Consider the following 24527-nt stretch of genomic DNA (forward strand, 5'->3'; position numbering starts at 1 on the left):
GTTTTTTTACTTTTCCATGACGTCCGACGACTTGGAAAACGCTGTAACTATCGATCCGTTTCCTGCGTCTAGCTTACATAAGGAGTTGGAATCGCATGGAGAAGAAGCTTACCCTACGCAATGTAAAGAGACAAGCCGGCATCGTATGCCGTCTGCTGCTTGCCGCCCTGCTCATTCAAGGCATCGCGGAAGCCGCCGCACCGACCGCCAATGCCTCGGCGCCGTATGCCGCGTACGCAAGCACGGCTGCTCACGCCGCCACGAAGCCGATTCAAGTGAAGCGAATAGACGGCAGCCGGGAATGGATGACCGAGCAGAAGCTGCCGATCCAAGCGATAAATGGCCGCGTCTACATTTGGATTCAGGATCTCCGGGAACTGTTTCGCGAAGTCAGTTTGGTGCAGGCACGGGACGGCTCGCGGGTCACGTTCGCTTATCCGGGCGTTTTCGCGGCGTTCCGGCCGGGTAGCCGATCAGCGGTCATCAACGGGAAGACGCTCCAACTGGATCATGAAGCACTGATCCTGCAGCGTAACCGCATGTATGTATCGCTGCGCGAGGCAGCCCTGCTCCTGCATGCCGGATTGCGGTATGACCCGGCACAAGCCACGGTAAGCATCACGTACGGCGAACATTACGTCGTGAGCGCGGATTCCGATGAACCGGATTTGTTTTGGCTGGATCCACTTACGCATCGCTTATACGCTTCGAAGAGGGGAGCGCCTCCGATTCTGGCAGGAACGACTCACGCGAAGCTGGAAGGCTACGGCTACCTGGAGTCCGAGCGGCTGGATGCGCATAACGTCGGCGTCACGTTGAAGGATATTTACGGCGAGCCAGGCCTGGGGACGAACGTGTTCAAGTTCATTGTGCATCAGGACAAGCTGGTACTGGAAAGCCAAGCGTCCTATTACGGCAGCCGAAACGTGGACAGTCTCTCCCGTTACTCGGGCGGGATCGTGCTCGTCGACGGCGGCAGCGTGCTGCTTGCCAAGCCGGATGGCACGGTAACCCAAAAGGCGGACATCGCTAAAATGCTCGATTCGAAGGAAGCGATGACGGTCCTCTATGCGGCCGACGACGCGCTGATCGTTCAACTCTATGATGCGCAGATGCTTGCGCTCGTCGATTTGAAGAAGAAGACGGCCGCGCTGCTCTACAAACGGCTGCTTCCCGCGGATGAGCAAAAGCGGGTAGAAGAACAGAGGAAATACAGCATGGATTTCGATTACGACGGGGATGGACTCGATTTCGTCCGCAGAGAAGGCGATACGTTCTACTTCACGCACGCCGACGTGATCGGAACCGGCTTGAGCAACTATTCGCTGACATTACAATAGCGCCATGCATTGCCTGGTTATGCATGGCTATGCATGCAGCATGAATCACCCTGCCGAGAGGCAGGGTGATTTTGCGTTCATGGCGTTTAACGGGCTTGAAGCTTCGCCGGAGCGTCGGCGCCATCCGGGAGGGCTTATCCCATCCGAGAGGAGACGCTGCCGGATGCAAAATAAAACGAGCGATAGATGCCATACCGGGTCTTCCTAACGCATGCACGTAAAACGGTAATCGTATTTGAGACGCGTACGGCCAATAATGCGATAACTGCCGTTCGCTGTCCGCGCGAGCGTGTAGTAGACGACGACATTGCCGTCGGGATCGCCGGAGAGCACGGCTCTTACTCGCAAGCGGCAGCATGTGGAGCTGACGACGCGCGCCGATTTTACGACGAACGCAACGGGGCCGGGGTCGCCGACGACCACATAGACGCGCCCGTTGTACACAAGCGGCTGCATGCTGCACATCAGCGTTTTACTGAAAGAGACACCCCAGTATTTGCGGAAATAGCTGTATATTTTAGCTTTTGTGCTGTAACGGAGCGGCAGCTGGCTGTATTCGTTTCCGCGGGTGTAAATTCTTTTGCGGCCGAAGCCGGAATCGTAGACGCGGAACCATGCGACTTCCGCTTGATTCAAGAAGGAGCGAAGCGCTTGGCTTATGGCGGGATTTTCATTCATGAATGCAATCACCTCCTTATCGCAATAGCATATGAGGATTGATAGATTGTGTTGACGAGCATGGGTGGAACGTCAGGCAAGGCGACCGCCTTGACGTACATCAGCCGTTCCTCTTACTCTCATTCGTCCATACACTAACTGGTAACAAGAAGATTTAGGGCAGGTGAGAAGGATGCCGCAGCCTTTTGGCTCCCAGACAGCCCGGCATAAGGATGGTTTGCTGATCATGACTAAACGGACCCCCGGTCTTTCAATTCGCGCAGGCGTCATGCGTATGCGCGCCTCCGTCCCTGCGTTAGCGAAGACAGCGAATATGCCAGCAACGGCAGCCAAGAAAGCCGTACGCTCCCGCAGCAAGCCGAAGCGGCGTCCGGGGGCTCGTGCGACGAAGATTGCAGCCGCGAACAGCCGGTACGCAGCCAAACCGGGCATGCCGGCCGCGGACGGACCGGCAATCGCGAGCAGCCAAAGGCCGATGAAGCGTAAGACAGCTGCCAAGACGATGCCCATGCGGTATCAGCAGGCTGTTCAGCCGCTTCATCGCAGGAAGACGAAGGCTGCCGCGGCGAAAGCCGAAGCGCTGGCTCCCGCGGGCTTTGCCTTGCCGCCGATGCGCCAAGAGCCTTGGCAGGAAGCGCCGAAGGCGCAGCTGCCGGCAATGGAAACGGCGCACGGAGAGCCGCTCGTCTCCGTCATCATTCCGGTCATGAACGAGCGCCGGACGATCGGCCGGGTTATTCGGGAAGCGAAACGCGTTCACCCGAGCACGGAGGTGATCGTCGTCGCGAACGGCTCCAAGGACGGCTCCGCGGCCATTGCCAGAAGCAGCGGCGCGCGGGTCATTGCCTACGACGAACCGCTTGGCCACGACGTCGGCCGCGGTGTCGGGGCGAACGCCGCGAAAGGCAAAGCGCTGCTGTTCATTGACGGCGACATGGTTATTCCGGCTGCGCAGCTGCGGCCGTTCGTGACGTCCATTCTTCAGGGAGAAACGGATGTCGCCCTGAACGACTATTCCGGCCCGACGGATAAGCATGCCGTTCACAGCGTCGTGCTTGCCAAGCATGCGCTTAACGCGCTGCTGGGCCGGAGCGACCTGAAGGGCACCTCGATGACCGCCGTGCCGCATGCCGTCAGCCGGCGGGCGCTGGAGATGATCGGCGCGGAAGCGCTCGCCGTTCCGCCGCTTGCGCAGGCGAGGGCGGTCCGGCTTGGCTGCAAGGTGGGGGCGGTCAAACATATTAATGTCGGCAAGCTCAACTTGCTGCGAAAGAAGCGCGAACGAACGAATCCGCTGGAGCTGCTGATCGTGGGCGACCATTTGGAGGCGATCGACTGGCTGGCTCGGCATAGCGACGAGCGCGGCGGATACGGAGACGCGGAGCGAAAACGCGAATTTGCGAGGTGATGACATGCATTCGTCGAGAAGGTCCGGCAACATCAGGAGCAGAAGCACCCGGAGCGGCGGCGGAAGCGGCACCCGCGCAAGCAAGGGCGCTAGCGCCGGCAGCGGCAGCAGAAACGGCGGCAAAGGAAGTCCTATGCCGAAGAAAGCCGCCGTGCCGGATCAAACGGGCGGAGGCGGATTAGCGGGAGCGCTGAAAACCGCCTATATGGCCGGCTTCGCGGAAGGCGCCGCGCTGCTTCGAAGCGGAGCTGCGCTTGACGGCCGGCAAGCCAAACTGCGCATGAACGAGCATTGGACGCAGCGCTCCTTGCGGGGAGGGAGAGAATCCCGCGCCGGGAATCCGCTGAAACGCGGTCAAGCGTATGCGGACGGATTCGCCGCGGGTCTGCGCCAGCCCGGCGGCATGTGGGTGCCCGTCGCGTTGACGAGGACCGCCGCCGCCGTCGTGCTGGCAGGTCCGGGGACAGGGACCGAGGCGGTCCGGCAGCTGCTCCGGCTGCCGTTCGAGGACATAATCGTCGTGCTGGAGGGGGCTGGCGAAGAGAGCTTTGCCCGATTCAGAGCCATGCCGGAGATCAGCGTCTACCATACCCCGGCAAGGCTGGGCACGGATGTGGGCCGGTCGGTCGGCGCGCGGATGACGACAGCCGAGCTCGTGCTGTTCGCCGACGGGAACATTCCGGTCGCGGCAGAGCAGCTCGCGGCGATGCTGGCGGAGGCGCATGCCGGGCACGACCTAGTGCTGGCCGACGTAAGCGGACAGCTGGGCGCGTTCCGCCGCTGGGACGAAGCGGCGCGGATCCGGGCATTCATGAACTGGTCGCTGGGCAGACCGGAGCTGAGCGCCAATTCCGCCGCCGTGCTGCCGCATGTCTGGACGCGCTCGGCGATGGAACGCGTCGGGCTGCCGGCGCTCGCCGTGCCCCCGATGGCGCATCGGGCGGCATTGGAACAGAAGCTGCGCATTTGCTGCAGTCCCGTCTCTTCGCTGAAATCCGTCGTTTGGGGAGCCGGCGGCGGAGCGTTCTCCGAAGCGGGGTTGAAGCTGTCGGCAGGCGACCATATCGAAGCACTGCGGGCCGCGATGCGCGAGAAGGGCGCCAGACTGTCGCTGCCCGACGGGGTCCGGCGCAGGCTTGAAGCAGGAGGAGGCGTCCGATGAGCGGCATGACGAGCATTATTATTCCGACGTATAACGGGCTGCAGCTCTTGCAAAATGCGGTCGCTGCCGTTCGGCTGTACACGGATCCCGTGCAGACCCCGTTCGAAATCATCGTCGTCGATAACGGCTCGGGGGACGGCACCGCCGCATGGTGCGTCCGGGAAGGCGTGACCTGCGTCTCGGTCGCGCGCAACACCGGGTTTCCGACGGCATGCAACAAAGGGATGCGAGCGGCGAACGGCGATTACTTCCTGCTGCTGAACAATGACGTCACCGTGTCGTACGGCTGGCTGCACGGCTTGCGGCAGGCGCTTGACGGCAGCGCGGACGCGGGCATCGTCGGGCCTGTAACCAACTATGCGAGCGGCAGGCAGCAGGTGGATCATCCCTTCGAGACGATGGATGATTTTCACCGCATCGCGGCGGATGTATTCGTTCGCGATGCGCGGGCGCATGAGCCGATCTTGCGGCTGGTCGGGTTCTGCATGCTGTTTCCCCGCACGCTGTACGAGCGGATCGGGGAGCTGGATGAGCGGTTCTCGCCCGGCCATTACGAGGACGACGATTATTGCTTCCGCGCGCGCATGCACGGCTTCAGCCTGCTGATGTGCAGGAACGTCTTCGTTCATCACCAGGGCAGCGTGAGCTTCAAACGGAACGGCGCTCAAGAAGTTTCGCAGCTCGTAGAACGCAACCGGGCGCTCTTCATTGCAAAATGGCAGGTCGATCCTGCGAATTTCATGTAACCAGTAACCGTTTAGGAGGTCATTCATTTGAAAGCTGTTATCTTGGCCGGCGGGACGGGAACGCGGCTTCGGCCTCTGACGAAACTGCTGAACAAGCATCTGCTGCCGGTTGGAAGGATGCCGATGATCAGCTATGGCCTGATCAGTCTGCAGGCCGCGGGCATTTCAGATATTTTGCTGGTCACGGGACCGGACGCGCTTGGCGATTTCGCTTCGTTTCTCGGCAGCGGCAAAGATTATGGAGTATCGCTTACTTACCGGATTCAGGAAGAAGCGGGCGGCATTGCGCAGGCGCTGGAGCTGGCGCAGCCGTTCATCGGCGGCGACGACAAATTTATCGTGCTGCTGGGCGACAATTTGTTCGAGGAACCGCTTAAGCCTCATCTGGACGCTTTTCGCGCGCAGCCGGACGGCGCGATGGTCTTGCTGAAGCAGGTGCCCGATCCGGAACGTTACGGCGTGCCGGTGTTTGACGTTGACGGGCATATCGTCCACATCGACGAGAAGCCGTCGGCGCCGCAAACGGACAGCTGCGTCACGGGCATCTACATGTACGACGGCACGGTCTTCGATCTCATCGGCGCGTTGTCTCCTTCGCAGCGCGGCGAGCTGGAAATTACGGACGTCAACAATGGCTATGCGGCCAAAGGCAAGCTGGCATATCGGCATCTCAGCGGCTGGTGGACGGATGCCGGGACGTTCGGATCCTTGCTGGAAGCAAGCCGGAAACTGATGGGTGATCTCCCATGACCCCCTTGAAGATGACGACGATTACTGCCAAAGCTGCTCCGGCTAATCCGGTTAAGCCGGCTGCTAAACCGGCAGCCGCCGTATCGCGGCCGGCCGTTCGGACCGAAGCCGGGAGCGGGGCGAAAACCGCGGTCAAGCGCAGCACGGCCGGCTCCGGCTCAGGAGCGGCAGCCGCGGGACCCCGCTTGCCTGGGAACGCGCCCAAATCCAAAAAGCAGCGTGCCGAAGGCGCGAAACGGACAAGGGCCCGGAAAGGAACAGGAGCTAAGCGCCGCGGCCGCCCCCGGAGATGGAGAAAGCGGCCGGGCGATCAAGCCGTTTCGGCGCTGCTGCCGACGGACCACGACCAGCAGGACGGCATGCCCCCGAGAGACAACTATCAGGAGAACGCCTATACGGCGGGCTATGAGCTCGGTCTGTACGAAGGCGGCGAGCTGCTGCTGGAACAGGCGATGCCGGTCAACATGCTGCTGCCCGAAGTCACCTTGCGGGAAGTGATCGCAATGGGAGCGGAGCATATCCGGCATCTGTGTCAGCCGCTGCTGGATGTGCATCAGGTTTTTGCGGAAATGGAGGCGGCGATCGCCGAGCAGCGTCCTTGCTCCGTCGTTCGGCTGGGGGACGGCGAGCTGCTGACGCTTGCCCAGGAAGGCGTTTACGATGCGGCGACCATTCAGCGCGAAGGCGGCTTCCTGCCCTACGCCGGGGTCAGGCCGCCCGACTTGAACGCGAGAGACCAGCTGGCGGAATCCGTCCGGCAGGCTCATATCGTCGGCGTGCCGCTGTCGCGGCGGAAACATTTTCAACCTTTGCTGCATCCCGTGCTGCGCAGCCATCATTTGGCACCGGCCGGCATGCGGCTGACGACCTCGGCCGTTAATTACAGCCTGCATCAGGCAGGCTTGCTGAACACGCTGCTGTCGGGCAAGCAGCTGCTGATCATCGGCAACGTGGCGCCGGCGCTTGCTCATGTGCTTAGCCAGCGCGGTTTTCATGTATCCGGCGTGATCAGTCCGGTCAGAGGCGTGGATGACGTAGAACGGGTGATGAACGAGATCAGGGGAAGCGAGTTCAATCTGGCGCTTGTGTCCGCAGGCATCGCCGCTGTTATTCTCTGCACCCGGATTGCGCGTGAGCTGGGCAAGACCGCGCTCGATTTCGGCCATATGGCCGACGGTATCGTGAGAGGGAAATATGCGCTGTAACCGCCTTCGGGAGCCGGTAAGCAGAAGGAGGGGGCAAGATTTATGAAAAAGCAAACGCGTTCCCGGCGCAGACGCCAGGTACCGCTGCGCTCGCGCCGCCGCCACAATCGTCACGGTCGGCCGAAGAAATCCGGCAACACCTATACGGTCGGCTTGGCTGCGGGGTACCAGGAAGGCGTCCGTGCGGGGACGGAAAGCTTCGGCACGTATTTCGACGGCACGAGCATCATCATTCCGAGCTTCAATCAGCGCGATTACTTACAGAAGTGCATCGAAAGCATTCATGATCACACGCCCTCGCCGTACGAAATCATCGTCGTCGACAATGCGTCGACGGACGGATCGGCCGAATACCTGCAATCGGTCGGCGGCGTCGTGCGCTATCGGGTGCTGGACCGGAACCGCGGCTTTGCCGGCGCGACCAACGTCGGTCTCATGATGGCCAAGGGCAACAAGCTGCTGCTGCTCAACAACGATACGATCGTCACGCCGCATTGGCTGGACAATTTGCTGGCCTGCTTGAACAGCGATCCGAATATCGGCATGGTCGGCCCCGTAACGAACTATATCAGCGGAGATCAGCGCATCGAGGTGCCCTACACGGAAGAGAACGGCATACTGCCGTTCGCCCGAAGATTCAATGCCAGCGATCCGGCCAAATGGCAGCGGACCGACCGGTTGACGGGCTTCTGCCTGTTGTTTCGGCGCGAGCTGTGGGAGCAGACGGGATACTTGGACGAAGGCTTCGAAATCGGCAACTTCGAGGATGACGATTTCAACATTCGGGTCAGGCTGCAGGGCTATGCCCTGATCATCGCGCGCGATACGTTCATCCATCATTTCGGGAGCGTGAGCATGAAGGCGCTCGGCAGCAAGTTCCATGAAGTGAACGATCGCAACGAGCATGTCTATATGGACAAATGGGGCAATCCCCATGATCTGATTCACGCGGTGCGAAACTCGGGCGCGGGCAGGCCGCCGCAAGGCGAGTCATCCTTCTTCCCGCAAGGCGTCGTCGTCCGCGGCGTAACGGAGACGCGGTATTGGATCGAAGGGGGCATGCGCAGGCCGATTGTCGGCGAGGCAGTCGTCCCAGTCGTACGGCTCTCGCAAATCGACGTGCGCCGCTGGCCGGCAGGCGAGCCGGTCTCCGCGGCGGAGGTCGAAGCGTCCTGGTACGATCAGCCGCAAATCTGGGAGGCGGACGGCGTGATGTACATGGCGGAGAACGGACTTCGCCGCCGCGTGCCGAGCGCCAAGGCGGCGGAAGCCTGGAGCCTGTCGCTGCGCCAAGCCGCCTTATCCCCGGAGCAGCTTGGACAGCTTGGCGAAGGCTTGCCTGTCATTGCGCCGGTTCGGGTGGCAGAGCATTTATAGCTGATAAGTACAGCGACCGGCGCGGCTGCGAATGGTCCCGCCGATTCACGCTCCGGGGCGGTTCTGCAGTACCGCGCGGCAGATGCCGCGCATATGCTGGTAGTAACCGATCCCGTGATGAATGCCGTATGGGGGTTCTATTGAGCGGCCGCGTCATCATCGGGCAGGAAGAAGATTAAGGAGGACGGCGTCATGCAGCAGATCGTGACGGAAATGATCGAGCATATGTCCCATTCCCATGAACAGCTGTCGCGCATCCTGGAAGGTAAGCGCCATGTCGCCGTCAGAATGGCACAGCTCGTTCATTCGCTTCCGGATCAGCATCCCGGTTTCGGAGGCTTTGATGAATTGATGGACAATTCCAAGGCGGTGACGGGCAGCGTCGTCGCTTATTTGAACAGCATTGCCGAGCTGCAGGAATCGCTTGCGGTGACCATATCGACGGTCATGAAGGAATTTGCGGTCGAGGACGAAGAGTAAGCGCGGTGGAAGGGAGCATCATTTCATGAGTCGGGAAACGGCATATGTCAAAATGCTGGACGCCTCCGCCAAGCTGCAGCTGAACGTGGCGATGATTTTGGAGGCGAAGGCGCTGGAGGCCGAGAAGGTGCGGTCGTGGATGATCAATCACGTGACGCCGGACGCATTCGCCGATCAGCAGGATCACTTGAAGGCGACGCTGAGCGTACATGATCAAATGGTCGAAGTCATTGACGGGCTGACGAAGCTCAACATGGGTTTGACGAATGTGCTGAAAGCCGCCCTGAATCATCACGAGAACGATTCGGGAGGCGGATTTGAAGGCATGCTCGGCGGCTCCTTCGACTTGGGGGAGAAAGAATAGTGGACCGGAAACGGCTGGAGCGCGAAGCACGCATCGCGCTGATCGGCGCGCTTTCCCGCAGCCAGACGGCAGTCGCCCGGATTCTGGAGAGTGTGGGAGACATGGCTCGGAACGACCCCGGCATGGCTATGTCCATTCAGCGCAATATGAAGTCGCTCGCAGCTATGCAGCAGACGCTCTCCGAGATGGTGCGCGCGATGGAGCGCCATCCGGCGCAGCGAAGAGCAGGGAAGCCGGCCTCCAAGCCGTGGCTGAACCTGCAAGCAACGACGGGCGGCAGCAATAAGCCGCCAGAGCGCAAAGGAGGAAACCGAAGTGGTCGCAGCAGCCGTAAGCATTTCTAAGAGGCGCAAATCGGCGGGGTCGAAACGCAGAAGCAGCGCGAAGCCGCGGCAGCAGGGCAAACGGACCAAGTCCTCCCGCGGCAGCAAAGCCTCGCCGCGCAGGAAGCAGCGGAAACGCCAGCCGCAAAGCAACGCCGGCTACAACAAGGCTTTCGACGCTGCCTATAATCAGGGCTACAACCTCGGCTTTGCCAAAGGCTTCGAGGATGGCCACCAGATCGCGTACGAACAGCAGAACGGCTAGCACGAAGAGCGGCCGGAGCATGGCAGGGGCATGCTCCGGCCGCTCTTCGCGTTGGAGGCGGAATGAATTGTACGACATAGTAGGCGTTATATAAACGGCGTGAGTAAGTTTGCGCGGTATCACGATAGGCTGCGCGTGACTGGAATCGTTGGACAAGCCGCAAGCGACAAACCGCAAGCCGCAAGCGGCAAACGGCAGTCGGCAAGCGGCAGTCGGCAGGCGTATTCACCCCTATTTCCAAGCGTTCGACACCGCAAGCTTCTCCTCGTTTATCGATCCCAGATATTCACGATGGGCTGTCGGTTCTCGATCCTGGACCTGCTTTCCGCAATCCAATCGATAAACCATGGATTGTTCGAACCGCTGAAGGTTTCGTCGCCGTCCCAGTTTCGAAAGGAACCGATGTATACGATGATTTCTCTCAGCCGCAGAAATAATGGCAGCTGCCGAACCCAATATTCGTCCAAGGCATGTTCAAGTTGATAGCCCTTCATGAACTGTTCCATGAACCGGCTGGCTTGTTCTTCCCGCAGCTCCAATCCATCGTCTCCGCCGTAGACATAGACCAAATAATACAATTGGACCGCGATGTCCTCTACGAACCAGCTGTACTGGGCTTCGTCAAAGTCAAAAAGCGTCACTTCACCTTGATCATCGACCATGAAATTCCCCACGTTGATATCACCGTGAATGAGGCCATAGGCTTCATCGGTTTTCGGTAATCCGCGAATCGATTCGAGCAATTCGAAATAGCTGTCGCGAACGCCGGTTTGCGTTTCCGGCAGGAGATCGATATGCTGCAGAAACCAATTTTGTTCCCAATCATGTCTATGGATCGTTGGCATGACGGGCTGATAGGTACTCGATAGCGCGTGCAGCTTCCCTGTCAGCCGGCCGAGCCGTTCATACAGGGCGACGTCTTCCAGACACTCTGGATAATCCACTCTTCTTCCCGCAGCCCGCTCGAAAGCTGCGCAAATGTAATCGCCATGAGCCGAATGAATCTGTTCCGTCCATTGACCGTTCTTAGAGCGGATCGGTTGTGAAACCGAAATCCCCTTGCCCGCAAGGTAGCGGATCCAGTCCAGCTCGCTCAGGACGAGAAGCTCGGTCCGGTTGGCGCTTGGCGTCAGACGCAGTATAAGGTCTTGTCCATCCTGCGCGTAGGCATAGACGAGATTTTGCAGTCCGCCGATGAACGTGGTTACGCTGGCGTTCGTGCCGTAAAGGCGACATGCATGTTCTAACGCTTCATTCGAGACTGCGAATTTGGACATGAGAAAAGGCCTCCGTTTCATAGGTTGATGTAAACAACGCAAATAAACCCTGCCGTGCAGGATCGAAAATAAACTGCGTTCTAGTTCCTCAACTTAATGACATTCGGGCCTGGTGAAATACGTGAGCCTCTTTCCTGCTAGTGAGTAAATACAGTGAAATCTTATCCAGATATTAGGCGGGTGTCAATCGGCTCGCTTCGAGCTTCGCTCGTCGACGTCTCATTCACCGTAGGAGGAGGAAGCGGGAAGGAGCTCAAGAATGTCCAGGTTATCGCTGACCGTGATCATTTTGTCTGTGTATGCCCAGTTGCGGATGAGATGAGGCAGCTTGGTCAGATTATAGCTTTTATTCCACGCCAGCAGGTTGTGAATGCCCTCGAGCTTCTCGCGTTTCTTGCTCGGCACAGCGCCGGCTATGCGTTCTTCGTACCGCTTCCATATTCGCTCTTCTTGCACGGGCAGGGGCGTCATCAGCACGACGATTTTATCCGCGGCGGCAAAAATCGGCTCTACCCACGATCTGTATACGCCTTCGGTGATCCACGCGTCGAGACTGATGATTTCGCCGAGCTGCCGGTTACGCTCGTCCTCGGGCGCTTGCACGCCGTATTCATTCGAACGATGATCCCAGAAAATATCGTCCAAATCGTAGTGCGTGATATGGAGCTTCTGGCTGAGTAATGCAGCGATATAGGACTTGCCGCTGCCCGATCCGCCTATAATATGGATTTTGATCGCAATCACCTCTCTATCCGGTATTATTCGCGAGCGGGTGCCGAGAACCTTTTTGGAATGAGATCGGAGAGGGAAAAGTTGCGCCAGTAATTTGGTAGCGGAAAGAAAAGCGACTAGCCGTGGGACTGGCAGGTTTGCTGGCAGGATGGGCTGAAAAGCTGCCGGGATGAGAACTTTTGGTGTGGTCAGCGGGCAGTACGGGCAGTACATGGCTCGAATTCGGCCGATAGTCCGCGATGTAATGTACTGGGTGCAGTACATGGCCTGAATTCGGCCGATTGTCCGCGATGTAGTGTACTGGGTGCAGTACATGGCTCGAAATTGGCCGAATGTCCGCGATGTAGTGTACTGGGTGCAGTACATGGCTCGAATTCGGTCAATCAGCGGGAAGAATCAGTCGAGAATCTGCTGAGGTGACAGCATTTTGAGCAGCCGCCCCGACAACGGGCCTGCCAACGCGCCGCCTCGGCCAACGCGATCGACTTCCATGCCGCTCCCGGGCCAGCCAGCGTGTCCCACCGAACGCGACCAACTCCCGCACCGCCGCGGCCAACGTAACCAACCTCTGCCCCCCAAAAAAAAGGCTTTCCCTCACCGCCGCGATCGACGGATAGGGAAAGCCTTTTTGCATGGTCAGCGAATAGCCTGTCTTATTGAAAGCCCCGTTTGGTGCCGTTCGTTAAGACCGGCAGGCTTTTGATGTCGCTCGTCATGCTGGAATGACAGATCGGACAGCTCGGAAACTCTCCGAACGAGAAGTCGTTTCTCATCCAGCAGGAGCAGCTTTCGTTCGTGCATGTCCAGATAGGGGTCTCTTCTTCGGGAATGGGTTCCACTTGTTTCTTAGAGAAATGAATGATCAAGCCCTCCTTCGCTCACTTTAACCTCTTATAATATGTGATCGCACTCCCAGAATTATACTACTTTTTTGAAATCACGGGTGGTTTTCCGCGTTCATTTTAATAATTTCCGAATATGGGCGTTGTCCGCTGCCATGTACGTTCGCCTTGGGGGTCATCAGCCAATTTTAATTCCCGCGCGGACAAGTGACCAAGAGCCTTGCCTGTCATTCGCATATATATGGTGACAGAAGAATGATAATCCCAGGGGTGGCGACTGTGCAGACAAAGGAACAACGGAACGCCAAGGCGGCAGCGGCGGGATTCGCGTCAGGTTATGAGAATGGTTTGCGGGACGGCGCCTGCGAATATTTGTACCGGCTTATGCAGCCGGCGGCACCGACGAAGAGAGACTGCTGCGTGCTGTATATTCCGCAGGGCTTCGAGGGCATCGACCAGGGCGTCATCGAAGCGCTGCGGCTGATTGTCCGCGAGGTCTATGTCGCGGATGCCGCGCGGATGGCGGAACAGGCTGCGCTCATTCGGCCGGACTGGGTGCTGGTGTTGAACGGGCTTCATGTTTTTCCGGCGAATCATCTGGAACAGGTCGATGCCGTTCGTTCACTCGGGATACGGACGGCTATTTGGTTTGCCGACGACCCTTATGTCACGGCGGATACGATGTACATCGCGCCGCGCTACGACGTTGTACTGACGCACGAGCTGAGCACGATTCAGATGTACCGGGAACGGGGCTGCGCGAACGTGATCTATATGCCGCTGGCCGTCGATCACAACCGATTCAAACCGAAGAAGGTCGAGGAACGCTACCGCAGCGACGTCTGTTTCATCGGCCAGGCGTTCTGGAACCGGGTGGAGATGTTCGATGCGCTCGCGCCGTTTCTGAATACGCGCAAGGTGTTCATCGCAGGCGGACTATGGGAACGCATGAAAAATTTCAAAACGTTGCAGCGCTTCGTCCGGCAAGGCTGGCTGCCCGTCGACGATTCCATCAACTATTACAACGGCGCGCGCATCGTCATTAATTTGCACCGGACGACCGAAGTGGGCAAGGACAACAAGAACGTGCTGAATTTGCCGGGGCGCTCGATCAACCCGCGGACGTACGAAATTTCGGCTTGCGGCACGCTTCAGCTGACGGACTGCCGCGAGGATCTGACGCAATATTACACGCCGGGATCGGATATCGAAACGTATGCCGACGCGGCCGAGCTGAAGGCCAAACTCGAGTATTACTTGGGACACGAGAACGAACGAAGGAGCATCGCGCTGCGGGGACTTAAACGCACGCTGGCCGAGCATACGTACGTACACCGGCTGCAGCAGATCGCGGAGGTGCTGGGATGGTGACGCGCGCGCGCATGCGGCTGCTGAAGCCGACCGAAGGGAGGAGAAAGGCCATGAGAAAAATGCGGGCAAGGCGCGGCAGAGCCGTACGCAAACCAAGAACGAACCGGGGACACGCCGCAGGCTTCCGGATGGGCTGGGAGCATGGGCATTGGTTCGGACGCTGCGAAGCCGCTCTTCAAGGGATCGCGGTACCGCCATCGCCCATGAAGCAGGTGCATGTGCTGTTCGTCGCGACGGGGAAGGGCTTTCCTTACTCGCCGCTCGATATCGCCATCGCCGATGCATTCCGCGGCCAGGTCGGGCAGTTGACGATCACGGACACGAAGCAGCCCGTCGCCGAGCTCGCCTTGCGGATTCGGCCGGACATCGTCCTCGTGCTTGACGGCCTGGAATTCGACGTCGCTCAGGTCGACCGCATGCGGGAAGCGGGCATCCGCACGGCCATCTGGTTCACGGATGATCCGTATTATACGGACATTACCTCCAAGCTGGCACCGCATTACGACGTCATCTTCACGCTGGAGCTGGTCTGCGTCGAGTATTACCGCGGGCTTGGGTGTCCGAACGTGCACTATTTGCCCCTTGGCGCGGATCCCGCGTCGTTCCGGCCCCGCAACCCGGAGCGCTCGCAGCGCCACGAGATTTGTTTCATCGGTTCCGCCTATTGGAAGCGGGTAGAGTTCTTCGATCAGGTGACGTCGTTCCTGGCCACCAAAGACACGCATATTTCCGGCATCTGGTGGGAGCGGCTTAAGCGGTACCATCTGCTGTCGGGCAAAATCGAGCTCGGCCGCTGGATGGGCCCGATGGAAACCGCCAATATGTACAACGGCGCCAAAATCGTCATCAATATGCATCGTTCCCATAACGACGATACGTTCAACAACAACACCGCCGGCATTCCCGCGGTTTCGCCCAACCCCCGCACCTTCGAAATCGCCGGCTGCGCAACGCTTCAGCTGACGGATTTCCGGGAGGACCTGGCTTCCTTTTACACGCCCGGCTATGACATTGTCACCTATGCTTCCCCGCAAGAAATGATAGAGAAAATCCACTATTACCTGAACCACGAAGAGGAACGGCAGACGATCGCGATGCGCGGCATGCTGAGGACGATGCGGGAGCATACGTACGGGAAACGGATCGAGTGCCTGCTTGGACTGCTGTTTCCGGGATGATTGCCTGTCCGGGATTGCTGTACGGCCGGGCTGGACCGCATTTTGTGCGTTTGCTGGCGGTTCAAATGTCGTGCCGCGTCAACGGCCTTTCAAATACTATATTAAAACTAGGATTAAAGAGTAGAGCGATAAGGGACGGAGGTGAGCGCCTGCTCGTGCTTTGCCGCTAACGAGCGAGGCAGCCGATTGAAGCATACCAAGCCGAAAATGCTGATCTTCTCGCATATTTGCAGTCCGCAATACGTCACCGGTGCCGAGAAGCTGTTGTTGTTCATGGTCCGCGAGCTGCTCCCGTTCTTCGCCTGCACGCTGGTCGTTCCGTGCGAAGGCGTCATTGCTGTGAATGCCCGGAAGCTGGGCATTCCCGTCATCGTGCAGGATATTCCGCTGGTCGTGCCGCTCTACTTGGCGCTCCCGCATATGCATGACGAGATTTCTGAGAAGCAGCAAGGGCCGTCATGGTCTGAATTGTTCATGCTGCTGAGCCGCGAACAGCCGAGCTGCATGCTGGTGAACACTTGCGTCCACCCGCTTCCCGCCATCGCGGGCCGCGCGCTCGGCATTCCCGTCGTCTGGTCGGTGATGGAAGCACTTCGAGACACGCCGTACCAAGCGTCGGCGGCCTCGGTGTTCGAACAGTACGCCGACTATGTCGTCGGCATTTCGGAGGCGACGCTCGCGCCTCTGCGCACGCCTGGCATGATTCCGAAGACGCTGCTCATTCCGCCTTCGTGGGACCAGAACGAGCTGCAGCCGGAGCACTGGCTGCAGCATCGGGCGAACAGGCGCAGGCAGCTCGGCATTCTGGATCATGAGCGTCTGGTCGGTTACATCTCATCGTCGATCTTCGAAGCCAAAGGGTTGGAACATTTCATGCAAATGGCGGTCGGCTTGGCGCATCTTCATCCGAAGGCGAGATTCTTGATCGTCGGCAATCCCGTCGACGAGACGTACTTCGAGCGCTGCCTCGATATTGCGCGCCAAGCCGGATTGCTGGAGCGGTTTCGCTGGCTCCGGTTCGAAGAGCAGGTGGCGACGGTCTACCCGGCGATGGATCTCCTCGTCGTGCCGAGCCTGACGGCGGAAGGGTTCGGCATGACGGCGCTGGAAGGCATGGCGTTCGGCAAAGCGACGGTCGTGTACGGCTCCGGAGGTCTTGCCGAAATCGGTCGGGCCACCGGCAACGAAGGCTGCGTGGTGCCGACAGGCGACATCGTGGGGCTGACCGCCCGCGTTTCGTCGCTGCTCGGCGACGAAGCTGCGCTGCAGGCAGTTGGCATCCGGAACTTGAGGCAGGCGCAGGCGGCCTTCGGCATCGCCGTCTACCGGGACCGGCTGCGCAAGTTCGCGGAGACGTTGAAGTCGCAGGGCCATCGGCGTGCGAAAGTGTTCAAAGGCAGCGGGCCGGCGATTTACTTGCTGGATCGGGGCGTGCTGCGGCCGTTCCGGACGATGGAGGCCCTGACTGGCGTCGGTTACCGGCCGGAGGATATCAGCGTCGTGCCGGATGCCTTCCTGGCCGCATGGCCGGTCGGCGAGCCGATCGGGACGGCGGGGCCCGAGCCGCGGCCGGCGCGCCGCAGACGATCGCGGCTGCGCAGAGGCAGCAAGCGCCGCCGCGGACTTCGGCGCGGCGGCACAGGGAAGCGCAGGCGGACGGGAGCGGGCAGAGGAAGAGCTTCCGTCGGCAGGAAGAAGCGCCGCCGGAAAGCGGCGTAGCGGCAATGCAGCTCATAGGAACGCCGTTCAATTAGAAGGGGGGACGATTCATGCGCGTAGTAACGATATTGGGCACGCGCCCTGAGATTATTCGCTTAAGTCTGATCATTCAGAAGCTGGATGCGCTGGCCGACAAGCATGTGCTCGTGCATACGGGTCAAAACTTTTCTCCTTCCTTATCGGATGTGTTCTTCCGGGAGCTGGGCCTGCGGCAGCCGGATGTGCTTCTGACGGACGCGAAGCAGACGCTCGGCGGCCAGCTGTCCGTCATGTTCGCGGAAACGGAGCGCGTGCTGACGGCGCACAAGCCGGACGTGGTGCTGCTGCTCGGCGATACGAACAGCGCGCTGTGCGCGATCATCGCCGAGCGGATGGGCATCCCGGTCGTGCATATGGAGGCCGGCAACCGCTGCTATGATTTGTCGGTTCCGGAAGAGAAGAACCGCCGGATCATCGACGCGGTCTCGACGATCAACATGCCGTATACATCGTACAGCAAGGGCAATCTGCTGCGGGAAGGCTTCCCGAGCAACCGGATCGTGCAGACCGGCAACCCGATCCACGAGGTGATCTCGCATTACAAGCCGCAGATCGAGGCCAGCGGCGTGCTGGAACGGTTCGGCCTCGAGGCCGGCGGTTACGTGCTCGTCACGGCGCACCGCGCGGAGAACGTGGATGTGCCGGAGCGTCTGACCGGCATTCTCGAAGGGCTGAACCGCGTGGCGCGGCGCTTCGGCAAGCGCGTCATCTGCAGCGTTCATCCGCGGACGCGTTCGCGTATCGACGGCGGTTCGGTCCAGGTCGACATGGATGAACGGGTGGAGTTTTACGAGCCGATGGGATTCTTCGACTTCGTGCGGCTGGAGCAGCATGCGCTGCTGGCCATCACGGACAGCGGAACGGTCCAGGAGGAATGCTGCCTCTTCGGCGTACCGACGGTAACGATCCGGCAGACGACGGAACGGCCGGAGACGATCGATTGCGGAAGCAACGTCGTCTGCGGGCTGAACGCGGTGCGGATCGAGGAAGCGGCGGCGGTCATGACCGCGCTGCCTGCGAAGTGGGATTGTCCGGAAGGTTATCTGGCCGGAGACGTATCGGATAAAGTGGTTAAATTTGTGCTTGGAGGGAAATGGAATGTTTACTAATCAGCGCATACTGGTCACCGGGGGTACAGGGTCCTGGGGCTACGAATTGATCCGGCAGCTGCTGCCTCAGCAGCCCAAACAGATCATTGTGTTCTCCCGCAACGAATCCAGCCAGGTGGCGATGAGCCGTTCGTTCGAGGATCCGCGCCTCAGTTTCTGCATCGGGGACATCCGGGATAAGGAAGCGCTGATGCGCGCCTGCGAGAGGGTGGATTATGTCTTTCATTTGGCGGCTTTGAAGCATGTGCCCGTATGTGAGGATCAGCCTTACGAAGCGCTCAAAACGAATGTCATCGGCACGCAAAACGTCATCGAAGCGGCCATCTCGAACGGCGTAAAACGCGTGATCTACATCTCGACGGATAAAGCGGCGAACCCGTCCAACTTCTACGGCATGACCAAAGCGATCGGCGAGAAGCTGATCGTGTACGCGAACCTGCTCAATTCCAACACGAACTTCGTCTGCGTGCGCGGCGGCAACGTGCTCGGCACGAACGGCAGCGTCGTGCATTTGTTCATGAACCAAATCAAGAACAAGAATCAAGTGCGCATCACCGATATGAAAATGACCCGTTTCTTCTTGACGCTGCAGGATGCGATCTCGTTGTTGTTCAAGGCGTCCGCGGAGAGCATCGGCGGGGAAATCTTCGTCATGACGATGCCGACCTGCCGAATTGTCGACCTGGCGGCGGTATTGATGGAGGATATGGGCATTGACGCGGAGATGGTGGAAACCGGTACCCGTCCGGGCGAGAAAATCCACGAGATCCTGCTGACGGAACACGAAAGCACGACGACGGTGGCCTATGACGACGAATACCTCGTCATCCTGCCGACGATCGATATTCCAGGCCTTCGCCAGCATTACAGCTCGCATCCGAAGGTCGATTTCGACAGCTACTCCTCCAGCGAATCGATTATGTCGAAGGAAGAAATCCGTTCCATGCTCGTGAGAGGCGGGTTCCTGTCATGAAGATTCTCGTTATCGGAGGCAACGGCATGGCAGGACATGTGCTGATCCGATATTTTCGGGAAAACGCGCCTGAGCATGAGGTCGTCTACACGACGCGCCGTGCGGACGGGGAAGGAAGCCTGCCGCTCGATGCGGCGGATGCGGACGCGGTTGCGGCGCTCGTTCGCACGGTAGAGCCGGACGTGATTATCAATGCGGCCGGCGTCCTGAATCAGGACGCCGAGACGCATCCGCTCGCCGCGTACATGGTCAACGGCTTCCTGCCGCACTGGCTGCGGCACGCGGCGGATACGATCGGCGCGCGGGTCATCCATATCAGCTCGGATTGCGTGTTCAGCGGCGATCGCGGCGCGTACACGGAGCTCGACCAACCGGACGGAACGTCGGTCTATGCGCGTTCCAAGGCGCTCGGCGAAATGAACTACGGCCGGCATTTGACGATCCGCACCTCGATCATCGGACCGGAAATCCGGACGAACGGCATCGGTCTGCTGAAATGGTTTCTCGCGCAGCAAGGCACGGTCAAAGGGTATACGAACGTGCTCTGGAACGGCGTGACGACGGTGGAGCTGGCCAAGGCAGCCGCGTTCGCCATCGCGAATCCGCAGATCGGCGGCCTTGTTCATCTGACGGCGAGCGAATCGGTGAACAAGTATACGCTGCTGCTCTTGTTCCAGGCGGCGTTCGAAGCGGAAGGCGTGCGGATCGTGCCCGACGATGCGATCGAGATCGACCGTACGCTGGTTTCGACGCGGCGCGATTGGAACTACCGGACGACGGGATACATTCCGATGCTCGACGAGCTGGCGCAGTGGATGAATCGGGCATGAGCCGGCCGCGCCTGCTTGTTACGGGCGCCGGAGGGTTCTGCGGCGAGCACGCTTGCCGGCATTTCGCTTCGCTCGGCTGGCAGGTGATTGCAGCGGTTCGCCGGCTTCCCGCTGCGGCCGCGGCGGAATGGGCATGGCTCGGCGGCGTCGATGCCGTCCTGGCCTGCGATCTGTCCTCGCGAAGCGAGACGGAAGCGCTGGCGGAACGAGCGGCGCCGGATTACGTGCTCCATCTGGCGGGCGCCAACGCCGTCGGCGCGTCGTGGAGCGACCCCGCATCGGTGCTGCAAAGCAATGTGATGGGTACGGTTCATTTGCTGGAAGGGATCCGGCGGCTGGGTAAACCGTGCAGGGTGCTGGTCGCGGGATCTATGCTGCGCTTCCCGCTTGCCGGGTCCGGGGAGGCCGGGAAGTCGCCGGCAGCCGGCGGCGCCGAGGCGTCCGCTGCCGGAACGGCCGGCGCAGGCGCGGCGCGGCCTGCGGACGGTCCCCGGCCGCAGCATCCGTACAGCTTGAGCAAGACGATGCAGGTGCTCGTCGCGCAGAGCTGGTCGTCGCTGTTCGGCATGGAAGTCATCGTCGCGGAGCCGTCGAATCTGATCGGCCCCGGCCGATCGGGCGGATTGTGCGGCTTGCTCGCGCGCTACGCGGCGGTCTCGGAACGCGCGGCAGCAGCAGGCGACGCTGCTCCTGCGCCGTTCCGGTTCTCCTCGCGGAGCGAGCAGCGGGATCTGCTTGACGTTCGCGATGCGATTGCCGCGTACGAGATGCTGTTCCAGGCCGGCGAGAGCGGCCGCGTCTATCCCGTGGCGTCCGGCATCATGCGTACGCTGGGGGAGATCGCCGGCGCGTTCGGCGAGGTCGCGCTGCAGCCGCTGCGCTGGGAGTTCGGCGATTCCGACGCCGCTTCGCCGGCGCCCGCGGATATCGGCGCGATCGCCGCGCTTGGCTGGTCGCCGAGCTATTCGCTGAAGCGGTCGCTGGACGATGCGCTTGCAGCCGCAAGGCTGTCCGTTTAAACCTACTACGAGCTGGAGGCAGGAGGGGATTAGCATGGCATTCGCTTCATCCAAACCGTTCGTCTCGATCGTCATTCCGTTCTATAACGACCCCTACGTGACGGAGGCGATCGAGAGCGTGCTCGCGCAGACGTACCGCGATTACGAGATCATCGTCGTCGACGACGGCTCGAACGCGCATCAAGACCTGCTCGGCCGGTACGAGGACCGCATCCATTACATCGGCCAGTCGAACGGCGGCACGGCAAGCGCGCTGAACAGCGGTTTCCGCTTGGCGAGCGGCAAGTACGTCGCTTGGCTCAGCTCCGACGACCGCTTCTACCCGGACAAAATCAAACGCCAGGTCGAAGCGATGGAGCGAACGGGCTCGCTGATCAGCCATACCGGGTTTGACGTGATCGACGGGCGCGGCAAAATGACGGCCTTCGACATCATTCCCCCGGACATCGCCTCCGGCGATTTCTACCGCGCCTTTCAGCAGAGCAACCCCGTGAACGGCTCGACGGTCGTCATGACGAAGGAGCTGTTTCGTCTCATTGGACCGTTCAGCGAAACGATGCGGTACACGCATGATTTGGATTATTGGTTCCGGGTACTGTTGTCGGGAACGCCGTTCCTGCTCTTGCCGGAGCCGTTGTGCGCCTACCGCAGGCACGAAGAAATGGGGACCGTGAAGCACAAAGAGGCGATCGAGCTAGAGGTCAAAGGTACTTTCGCCAAATACGAAGCGCGCTGGAAGCTTTACTTAAGGCAGCTCGGGCTCGTTCCGCGGGCAAGGGAGATCGTGAAGAAGCAAGGTTCCGTCAAGCGCCGCTAATGCAAAGACCAGGCACCGCGATTATGCGATACCTGGTCTTTGTGTCGTTGCGGGGGCCATGTGAGCTTGCTCGGAAAGTAAACAATTGTAAGCGAAACAAGGTATAAGCGAAACAAGCTTAGGCGAACAAGCTGATCAGATTCCCGTCCGGGTCGGCGACGAGGGCGTAGCGCTGGCCCCAGAAGGCGTCCCACGGCTCGCGGCGCACCTCGTAGCCTTGACCGGCGATCTTCAGGTGCAGCGCGTTCAGCTCCTCTGCGCTCTCGCATCGGAATGCAAGCTCGATCCGGTGCCCGGAAGGCTCGTCCCAGCTGCCGTAAACGTCCCTGGCAACCTCGACGGTATCGAACGCGATGCGCACGCCGTCGTGCTTGATTTCCACGTGCGGATGCCCGTTATCCTCTTCGGGAATCTCGAATCCGAGCACGCGATAAAAGTCGAGCGCCCGCTTCATATCGCTGACGACGATGCCGACCATATCCAGCTTAACGGCCATGTTTGCAACAGCTCCTTCTCGTTTTCTGTCAGTATAGCATAAAACTTTCCATGTGCCGGGATTTTCGCGGTCCGAACCTGTGGTCTGAATTCATTTTATTTTCTTGGAATTTACTGCGTCTGTTAGTCGTCTTTCTAGTTCTGTCTTGCTTAATCCAGACACTTTAGAGCGAATCGAGCAATGGCTTCCTCATACCGGGGCCGCGAAGTTTGGCGGACAGATAGGACGGTATAGGTGGACTTATAGCCTCTTTCGGCTTTTGGCGGCCACAGGAGACGTTATGTGAGCGTAAACCCGTTCAAATCGAGGCTTTTGCCGCCAATAGCGGAACGTGAGTCCGCGCAGCTTGCCAGGAACGTTAGATGGTTCGACGGAATCAGTGGTGACCGGGGATCCCCGGTTTGTCCAGTAGGAGCGAACGATCGGCTCTACGGCAGGCCCATTCATCCCCGAGCGGCTTTTCAAAAGCATTCGCCGGCAGTACAATGATAGTCCAGGAACTAAGGTTAGGAGCTGCGGGGATTGCGCCGGCGGCTCGGCGGAGGTGTCATGACGGAATGGATACTGCGGGGCCGTTTGTATTCAAGGCCAGCAATTACCCGGAGAAGCCGGGCTGTTATTTGATGCGGGACGCAGCCGGACAGCTGCTGTACGTCGGCAAGTCGAAGAAGCTGCGGAGCCGCCTGCGGTCGTATTTCACGACCCGCCATACGCGCAAACGGACGTACGAGCTCGTCGCGAATATCGCCAGCATCGAGATCATTCTCGTGAATAATGAAACGGAAAGCCTGCTGCTTGAAAATAACTTGATCAAAATACATAAGCCCCCCTATAACCGCGCGTTGAAAAAGGACAACAGCGGCTATGCGTATTTGGAGCTGACCGGGGAACGCATTCCGCGGCTGGCGGTCCATTACAGAGACCGGAGGGAGCCTGCGCCGGCGTCAGGGGCGAGGTACGGTACGACAGCGAATGTCAGTGGTAGCGGGGATGCAGCCGTCCGCGAGCGCGCTCAAGCCGAGTATTCGGCGGAACCGGAAGAGAAGCATGAAGTCGGCCGAAGCCAGGGAGAAGCCGCAGCGCAGATCGCAGCCGGCAGCGAGGCAGGCATGTCCGCTCGGCCGGGCATGCTTTCGGTGCGGCAACCGGGCGGCACCGGGCACGGGGAGAAGGCTTCCGAGCGGAAGCGGAGCGCCGGTTATCCCAACGCGAATGCTAACGCCAATGCCAAAGCCAGCTCTAACTCCAGTGTGAACGCCAATGCCAAAGCCAACTCCAAAACCGCCGGAGAAACGCCCGCGTACGAACCGAAGCGGTTCGGTCCGTTCGCGAATGCGAGATTCCGCACGGAGCTGCTGGAGTTTCTGGCGGATCATTACAAGCTGCGCTCTTGCGCGGTGCTGCCGAAACGCGCTTGCCTGCTCTACCATCTCGGCAGATGCAGCGGCGTTTGCGAAGGCCATATCACCGAGGAAGCGTACGCGCAGGACGTGAAGCAGCTGTCGGAGCTGCTGTTCGGCGGAACGAAGGATGCGCTCATCGCGCGCATGTACGGCCAAATGGCCGAGTACGCGGAGCAGCTGAAGTTCGAGAAGGCGCAGAACATGCTGGAGCATATCCGCAATTTGGAGAAAACGCCGGAGCGTCAGATCGTCGACCGGGAAACGAGCCTCAATCAAGAGGTGCTTTATTTCGGCGACGAAGGCGTCATGATCGCGAAAGTGCAGCAGGGCATGCTGCGGGATTTCCAGCTTCACGAGCTGGAGCGGGGGTTTGCGGAAACCGCCTGCGACCGGTTCTTGATTCAAAGGTACCGGATAGAGACGAAGCCGGACGAGCTGATCGTCAATCGAATCGCCGATCCCGCCGCGGTTCGCAGGGCGCTTCGCCGACCAGGGGAGGGACAGGCCCCCGGCTTGCGCATCACGCAGCCGAAGCGCGGCCTGAAGCATGAGCTGCTGCAGCTGTGCAAGCAGAATTACGAATACCGCAAGGGCGGCGGCGAGTAAGGGAGTGAGCGTGCTGTT

The 24527-nt window shown here is 59.9% G+C and carries 25 protein-coding genes; 20 read left to right on the forward strand and 5 right to left on the reverse strand.

Features of this window, described 5'->3' with window-relative positions:
- Positions 1-95 precede the first annotated feature (95 nt).
- On the forward strand, positions 96-1340 hold the full coding sequence (locus GZH47_RS23145; RefSeq protein ID WP_162643395.1) for a stalk domain-containing protein: 1245 nt from the start codon (positions 96-98) through the stop codon (positions 1338-1340).
- Positions 1341-1544: 204 nt separating this feature from the next.
- On the opposite strand, the gene GZH47_RS23150 is transcribed toward GZH47_RS23145, so the two are convergent.
- Positions 1545-2018, reverse strand: a complete 474-nt coding sequence (locus GZH47_RS23150) for a DL-endopeptidase inhibitor IseA family protein (protein ID WP_162643396.1) — start codon at positions 2016-2018, stop codon at positions 1545-1547.
- A gap of 226 nt (positions 2019-2244) precedes the next feature.
- Here GZH47_RS23150 and GZH47_RS34530 point away from each other — a divergent pair, with 226 nt between their 5' ends.
- The 10 genes from GZH47_RS34530 (at position 2245) to GZH47_RS23200 (ending at position 10098) form a co-directional block, all read left to right on the forward strand.
- Positions 2245-3426: a glycosyltransferase family 2 protein gene (locus GZH47_RS34530; RefSeq protein WP_318653379.1), complete on the forward strand. Its 1182-nt coding sequence runs from the start codon at positions 2245-2247 to the stop codon at positions 3424-3426.
- A gap of 4 nt (positions 3427-3430) precedes the next feature.
- Positions 3431-4588: a glycosyltransferase family 2 protein gene (locus GZH47_RS23160; protein WP_162643397.1), complete on the forward strand. Its 1158-nt coding sequence runs from the start codon at positions 3431-3433 to the stop codon at positions 4586-4588.
- A complete protein-coding gene (locus tag GZH47_RS23165; protein WP_162643398.1) occupies positions 4585-5334 on the forward strand; it encodes a glycosyltransferase family 2 protein in 750 nt (249 codons plus the stop codon). Before GZH47_RS23160 ends, GZH47_RS23165 begins: the two co-directional genes overlap by 4 nt.
- A 27-nt stretch (positions 5335-5361) precedes the next feature.
- Entirely contained in the window at positions 5362-6084 is a 723-nt protein-coding gene (locus GZH47_RS23170; RefSeq protein ID WP_162643399.1) for a sugar phosphate nucleotidyltransferase, read from the forward strand.
- Positions 6081-7289 carry a GT-D fold domain-containing protein gene (locus tag GZH47_RS23175; protein WP_225446171.1) on the forward strand — a complete coding sequence of 403 codons (1209 nt, stop codon included), beginning with the start codon at positions 6081-6083 and terminating at the stop codon, positions 7287-7289. The genes GZH47_RS23170 and GZH47_RS23175 overlap by 4 nt, the downstream gene beginning before the upstream one ends.
- A 42-nt stretch (positions 7290-7331) precedes the next feature.
- Entirely contained in the window at positions 7332-8666 is a 1335-nt protein-coding gene (locus tag GZH47_RS23180; protein WP_162643400.1) for a glycosyltransferase family 2 protein, read from the forward strand.
- Between the two features lie 192 nt (positions 8667-8858).
- The gene (locus GZH47_RS23185; protein ID WP_162643401.1) at positions 8859-9146 is read left to right on the forward strand and encodes a nucleoside-diphosphate sugar epimerase; all 288 of its coding nucleotides are present in this window, start codon (positions 8859-8861) and stop codon (positions 9144-9146) included.
- 25 nt (positions 9147-9171) lie between these two features.
- Entirely contained in the window at positions 9172-9510 is a 339-nt protein-coding gene (locus GZH47_RS23190) for an alpha-helical endospore appendage domain-containing protein (RefSeq protein WP_162643402.1), read from the forward strand.
- The gene (locus tag GZH47_RS23195) at positions 9510-9854 is read left to right on the forward strand and encodes a hypothetical protein (protein WP_162643403.1); all 345 of its coding nucleotides are present in this window, start codon (positions 9510-9512) and stop codon (positions 9852-9854) included. The genes GZH47_RS23190 and GZH47_RS23195 overlap by 1 nt, the downstream gene beginning before the upstream one ends.
- Positions 9826-10098 carry a hypothetical protein gene (locus GZH47_RS23200; protein ID WP_162643404.1) on the forward strand — a complete coding sequence of 91 codons (273 nt, stop codon included), beginning with the start codon at positions 9826-9828 and terminating at the stop codon, positions 10096-10098. The genes GZH47_RS23195 and GZH47_RS23200 overlap by 29 nt, the downstream gene beginning before the upstream one ends.
- 269 nt (positions 10099-10367) lie before the next feature.
- On the opposite strand, the gene GZH47_RS23205 is transcribed toward GZH47_RS23200, so the two are convergent.
- The 3 genes from GZH47_RS23205 to GZH47_RS23215 all read right to left on the reverse strand — a co-directional run bounded on the left by GZH47_RS23205 (position 10368) and on the right by GZH47_RS23215 (position 12973).
- A complete protein-coding gene (locus GZH47_RS23205; RefSeq protein ID WP_162643405.1) occupies positions 10368-11375 on the reverse strand; it encodes a phosphotransferase enzyme family protein in 1008 nt (335 codons plus the stop codon).
- Between the two features lie 219 nt (positions 11376-11594).
- On the reverse strand, positions 11595-12119 hold the full coding sequence (locus GZH47_RS23210; RefSeq protein WP_162643406.1) for a P-loop NTPase family protein: 525 nt from the start codon (positions 12117-12119) through the stop codon (positions 11595-11597).
- A gap of 641 nt (positions 12120-12760) precedes the next feature.
- Positions 12761-12973 carry a cold-shock protein gene (locus GZH47_RS23215; RefSeq protein WP_404823711.1) on the reverse strand — a complete coding sequence of 71 codons (213 nt, stop codon included), beginning with the start codon at positions 12971-12973 and terminating at the stop codon, positions 12761-12763.
- A 255-nt stretch (positions 12974-13228) separates the two neighbouring features.
- Between GZH47_RS23215 and GZH47_RS23220 the strand changes: the two genes are divergently transcribed.
- From GZH47_RS23220 to GZH47_RS23255, 8 genes are all read left to right on the forward strand, one after another.
- Entirely contained in the window at positions 13229-14320 is a 1092-nt protein-coding gene (locus tag GZH47_RS23220) for a CgeB family protein (RefSeq protein ID WP_225446172.1), read from the forward strand.
- Between the two features lie 50 nt (positions 14321-14370).
- The gene (locus tag GZH47_RS23225; protein ID WP_162643409.1) at positions 14371-15498 is read left to right on the forward strand and encodes a CgeB family protein; all 1128 of its coding nucleotides are present in this window, start codon (positions 14371-14373) and stop codon (positions 15496-15498) included.
- Between the two features lie 186 nt (positions 15499-15684).
- Positions 15685-17217: a glycosyltransferase family 4 protein gene (locus tag GZH47_RS23230; RefSeq protein WP_162643410.1), complete on the forward strand. Its 1533-nt coding sequence runs from the start codon at positions 15685-15687 to the stop codon at positions 17215-17217.
- 50 nt (positions 17218-17267) lie between these two features.
- Positions 17268-18365 carry a non-hydrolyzing UDP-N-acetylglucosamine 2-epimerase gene (gene wecB, locus GZH47_RS23235; protein WP_162643411.1) on the forward strand — a complete coding sequence of 366 codons (1098 nt, stop codon included), beginning with the start codon at positions 17268-17270 and terminating at the stop codon, positions 18363-18365.
- A complete protein-coding gene (locus tag GZH47_RS23240) occupies positions 18355-19338 on the forward strand; it encodes a polysaccharide biosynthesis protein (protein WP_162643412.1) in 984 nt (327 codons plus the stop codon). The genes wecB and GZH47_RS23240 overlap by 11 nt, the downstream gene beginning before the upstream one ends.
- Positions 19335-20168, forward strand: coding sequence for a dTDP-4-dehydrorhamnose reductase family protein (locus GZH47_RS23245; protein WP_162643413.1), 834 nt, complete (start codon positions 19335-19337; stop codon positions 20166-20168). Before GZH47_RS23240 ends, GZH47_RS23245 begins: the two co-directional genes overlap by 4 nt.
- Positions 20165-21187 carry an NAD-dependent epimerase/dehydratase family protein gene (locus tag GZH47_RS23250; RefSeq protein WP_162643414.1) on the forward strand — a complete coding sequence of 341 codons (1023 nt, stop codon included), beginning with the start codon at positions 20165-20167 and terminating at the stop codon, positions 21185-21187. The genes GZH47_RS23245 and GZH47_RS23250 overlap by 4 nt, the downstream gene beginning before the upstream one ends.
- Before the next feature lie 34 nt (positions 21188-21221).
- Positions 21222-22004 carry a glycosyltransferase gene (locus GZH47_RS23255; RefSeq protein WP_162643415.1) on the forward strand — a complete coding sequence of 261 codons (783 nt, stop codon included), beginning with the start codon at positions 21222-21224 and terminating at the stop codon, positions 22002-22004.
- Positions 22005-22122: 118 nt separating this feature from the next.
- Here GZH47_RS23255 and GZH47_RS23260 read toward each other — a convergent pair whose 3' ends face one another.
- A complete protein-coding gene (locus GZH47_RS23260) occupies positions 22123-22500 on the reverse strand; it encodes a VOC family protein (protein ID WP_162643416.1) in 378 nt (125 codons plus the stop codon).
- Between the two features lie 557 nt (positions 22501-23057).
- Here GZH47_RS23260 and GZH47_RS34195 point away from each other — a divergent pair.
- The gene (locus GZH47_RS34195; protein WP_225446173.1) at positions 23058-24509 is read left to right on the forward strand and encodes a GIY-YIG nuclease family protein; all 1452 of its coding nucleotides are present in this window, start codon (positions 23058-23060) and stop codon (positions 24507-24509) included.
- Positions 24510-24527 lie beyond the last annotated feature (18 nt).

This window comes from Paenibacillus rhizovicinus, from assembly GCF_010365285.1.
Classification (GTDB): Bacteria; Bacillota; Bacilli; order Paenibacillales; family Paenibacillaceae; genus Paenibacillus_Z; species Paenibacillus_Z rhizovicinus.

What these genes read in the sequence shown, in the direction of transcription:
- GZH47_RS23145 (WP_162643395.1), top strand. Translation starts at nt 96, where the DNA reads ATGGAGAAGAAGCTTACCCTACGCAATGTAAAGAGACAAGCCGGCATC.
- GZH47_RS23150 (WP_162643396.1), bottom strand. Translation starts at nt 2,018, where the DNA reads ATGAATGAAAATCCCGCCATAAGCCAAGCGCTTCGCTCCTTCTTGAAT.
- GZH47_RS34530 (WP_318653379.1), top strand. Translation starts at nt 2,245, where the DNA reads ATGACTAAACGGACCCCCGGTCTTTCAATTCGCGCAGGCGTCATGCGT.
- GZH47_RS23160 (WP_162643397.1), top strand. Translation starts at nt 3,431, where the DNA reads ATGCATTCGTCGAGAAGGTCCGGCAACATCAGGAGCAGAAGCACCCGG.
- GZH47_RS23165 (WP_162643398.1), top strand. Translation starts at nt 4,585, where the DNA reads ATGAGCGGCATGACGAGCATTATTATTCCGACGTATAACGGGCTGCAG.
- GZH47_RS23175 (WP_225446171.1), top strand. Translation starts at nt 6,081, where the DNA reads ATGACCCCCTTGAAGATGACGACGATTACTGCCAAAGCTGCTCCGGCT.
- GZH47_RS23180 (WP_162643400.1), top strand. Translation starts at nt 7,332, where the DNA reads ATGAAAAAGCAAACGCGTTCCCGGCGCAGACGCCAGGTACCGCTGCGC.
- GZH47_RS23185 (WP_162643401.1), top strand. Translation starts at nt 8,859, where the DNA reads ATGCAGCAGATCGTGACGGAAATGATCGAGCATATGTCCCATTCCCAT.
- GZH47_RS23190 (WP_162643402.1), top strand. Translation starts at nt 9,172, where the DNA reads ATGAGTCGGGAAACGGCATATGTCAAAATGCTGGACGCCTCCGCCAAG.
- GZH47_RS23205 (WP_162643405.1), bottom strand. Translation starts at nt 11,375, where the DNA reads ATGTCCAAATTCGCAGTCTCGAATGAAGCGTTAGAACATGCATGTCGC.
- GZH47_RS23225 (WP_162643409.1), top strand. Translation starts at nt 14,371, where the DNA reads ATGAGAAAAATGCGGGCAAGGCGCGGCAGAGCCGTACGCAAACCAAGA.
- wecB (WP_162643411.1), top strand. Translation starts at nt 17,268, where the DNA reads ATGCGCGTAGTAACGATATTGGGCACGCGCCCTGAGATTATTCGCTTA.
- GZH47_RS23240 (WP_162643412.1), top strand. Translation starts at nt 18,355, where the DNA reads ATGTTTACTAATCAGCGCATACTGGTCACCGGGGGTACAGGGTCCTGG.
- GZH47_RS23245 (WP_162643413.1), top strand. Translation starts at nt 19,335, where the DNA reads ATGAAGATTCTCGTTATCGGAGGCAACGGCATGGCAGGACATGTGCTG.
- GZH47_RS23250 (WP_162643414.1), top strand. Translation starts at nt 20,165, where the DNA reads ATGAGCCGGCCGCGCCTGCTTGTTACGGGCGCCGGAGGGTTCTGCGGC.
- GZH47_RS23255 (WP_162643415.1), top strand. Translation starts at nt 21,222, where the DNA reads ATGGCATTCGCTTCATCCAAACCGTTCGTCTCGATCGTCATTCCGTTC.
- GZH47_RS23260 (WP_162643416.1), bottom strand. Translation starts at nt 22,500, where the DNA reads ATGGCCGTTAAGCTGGATATGGTCGGCATCGTCGTCAGCGATATGAAG.
- GZH47_RS34195 (WP_225446173.1), top strand. Translation starts at nt 23,058, where the DNA reads ATGGATACTGCGGGGCCGTTTGTATTCAAGGCCAGCAATTACCCGGAG.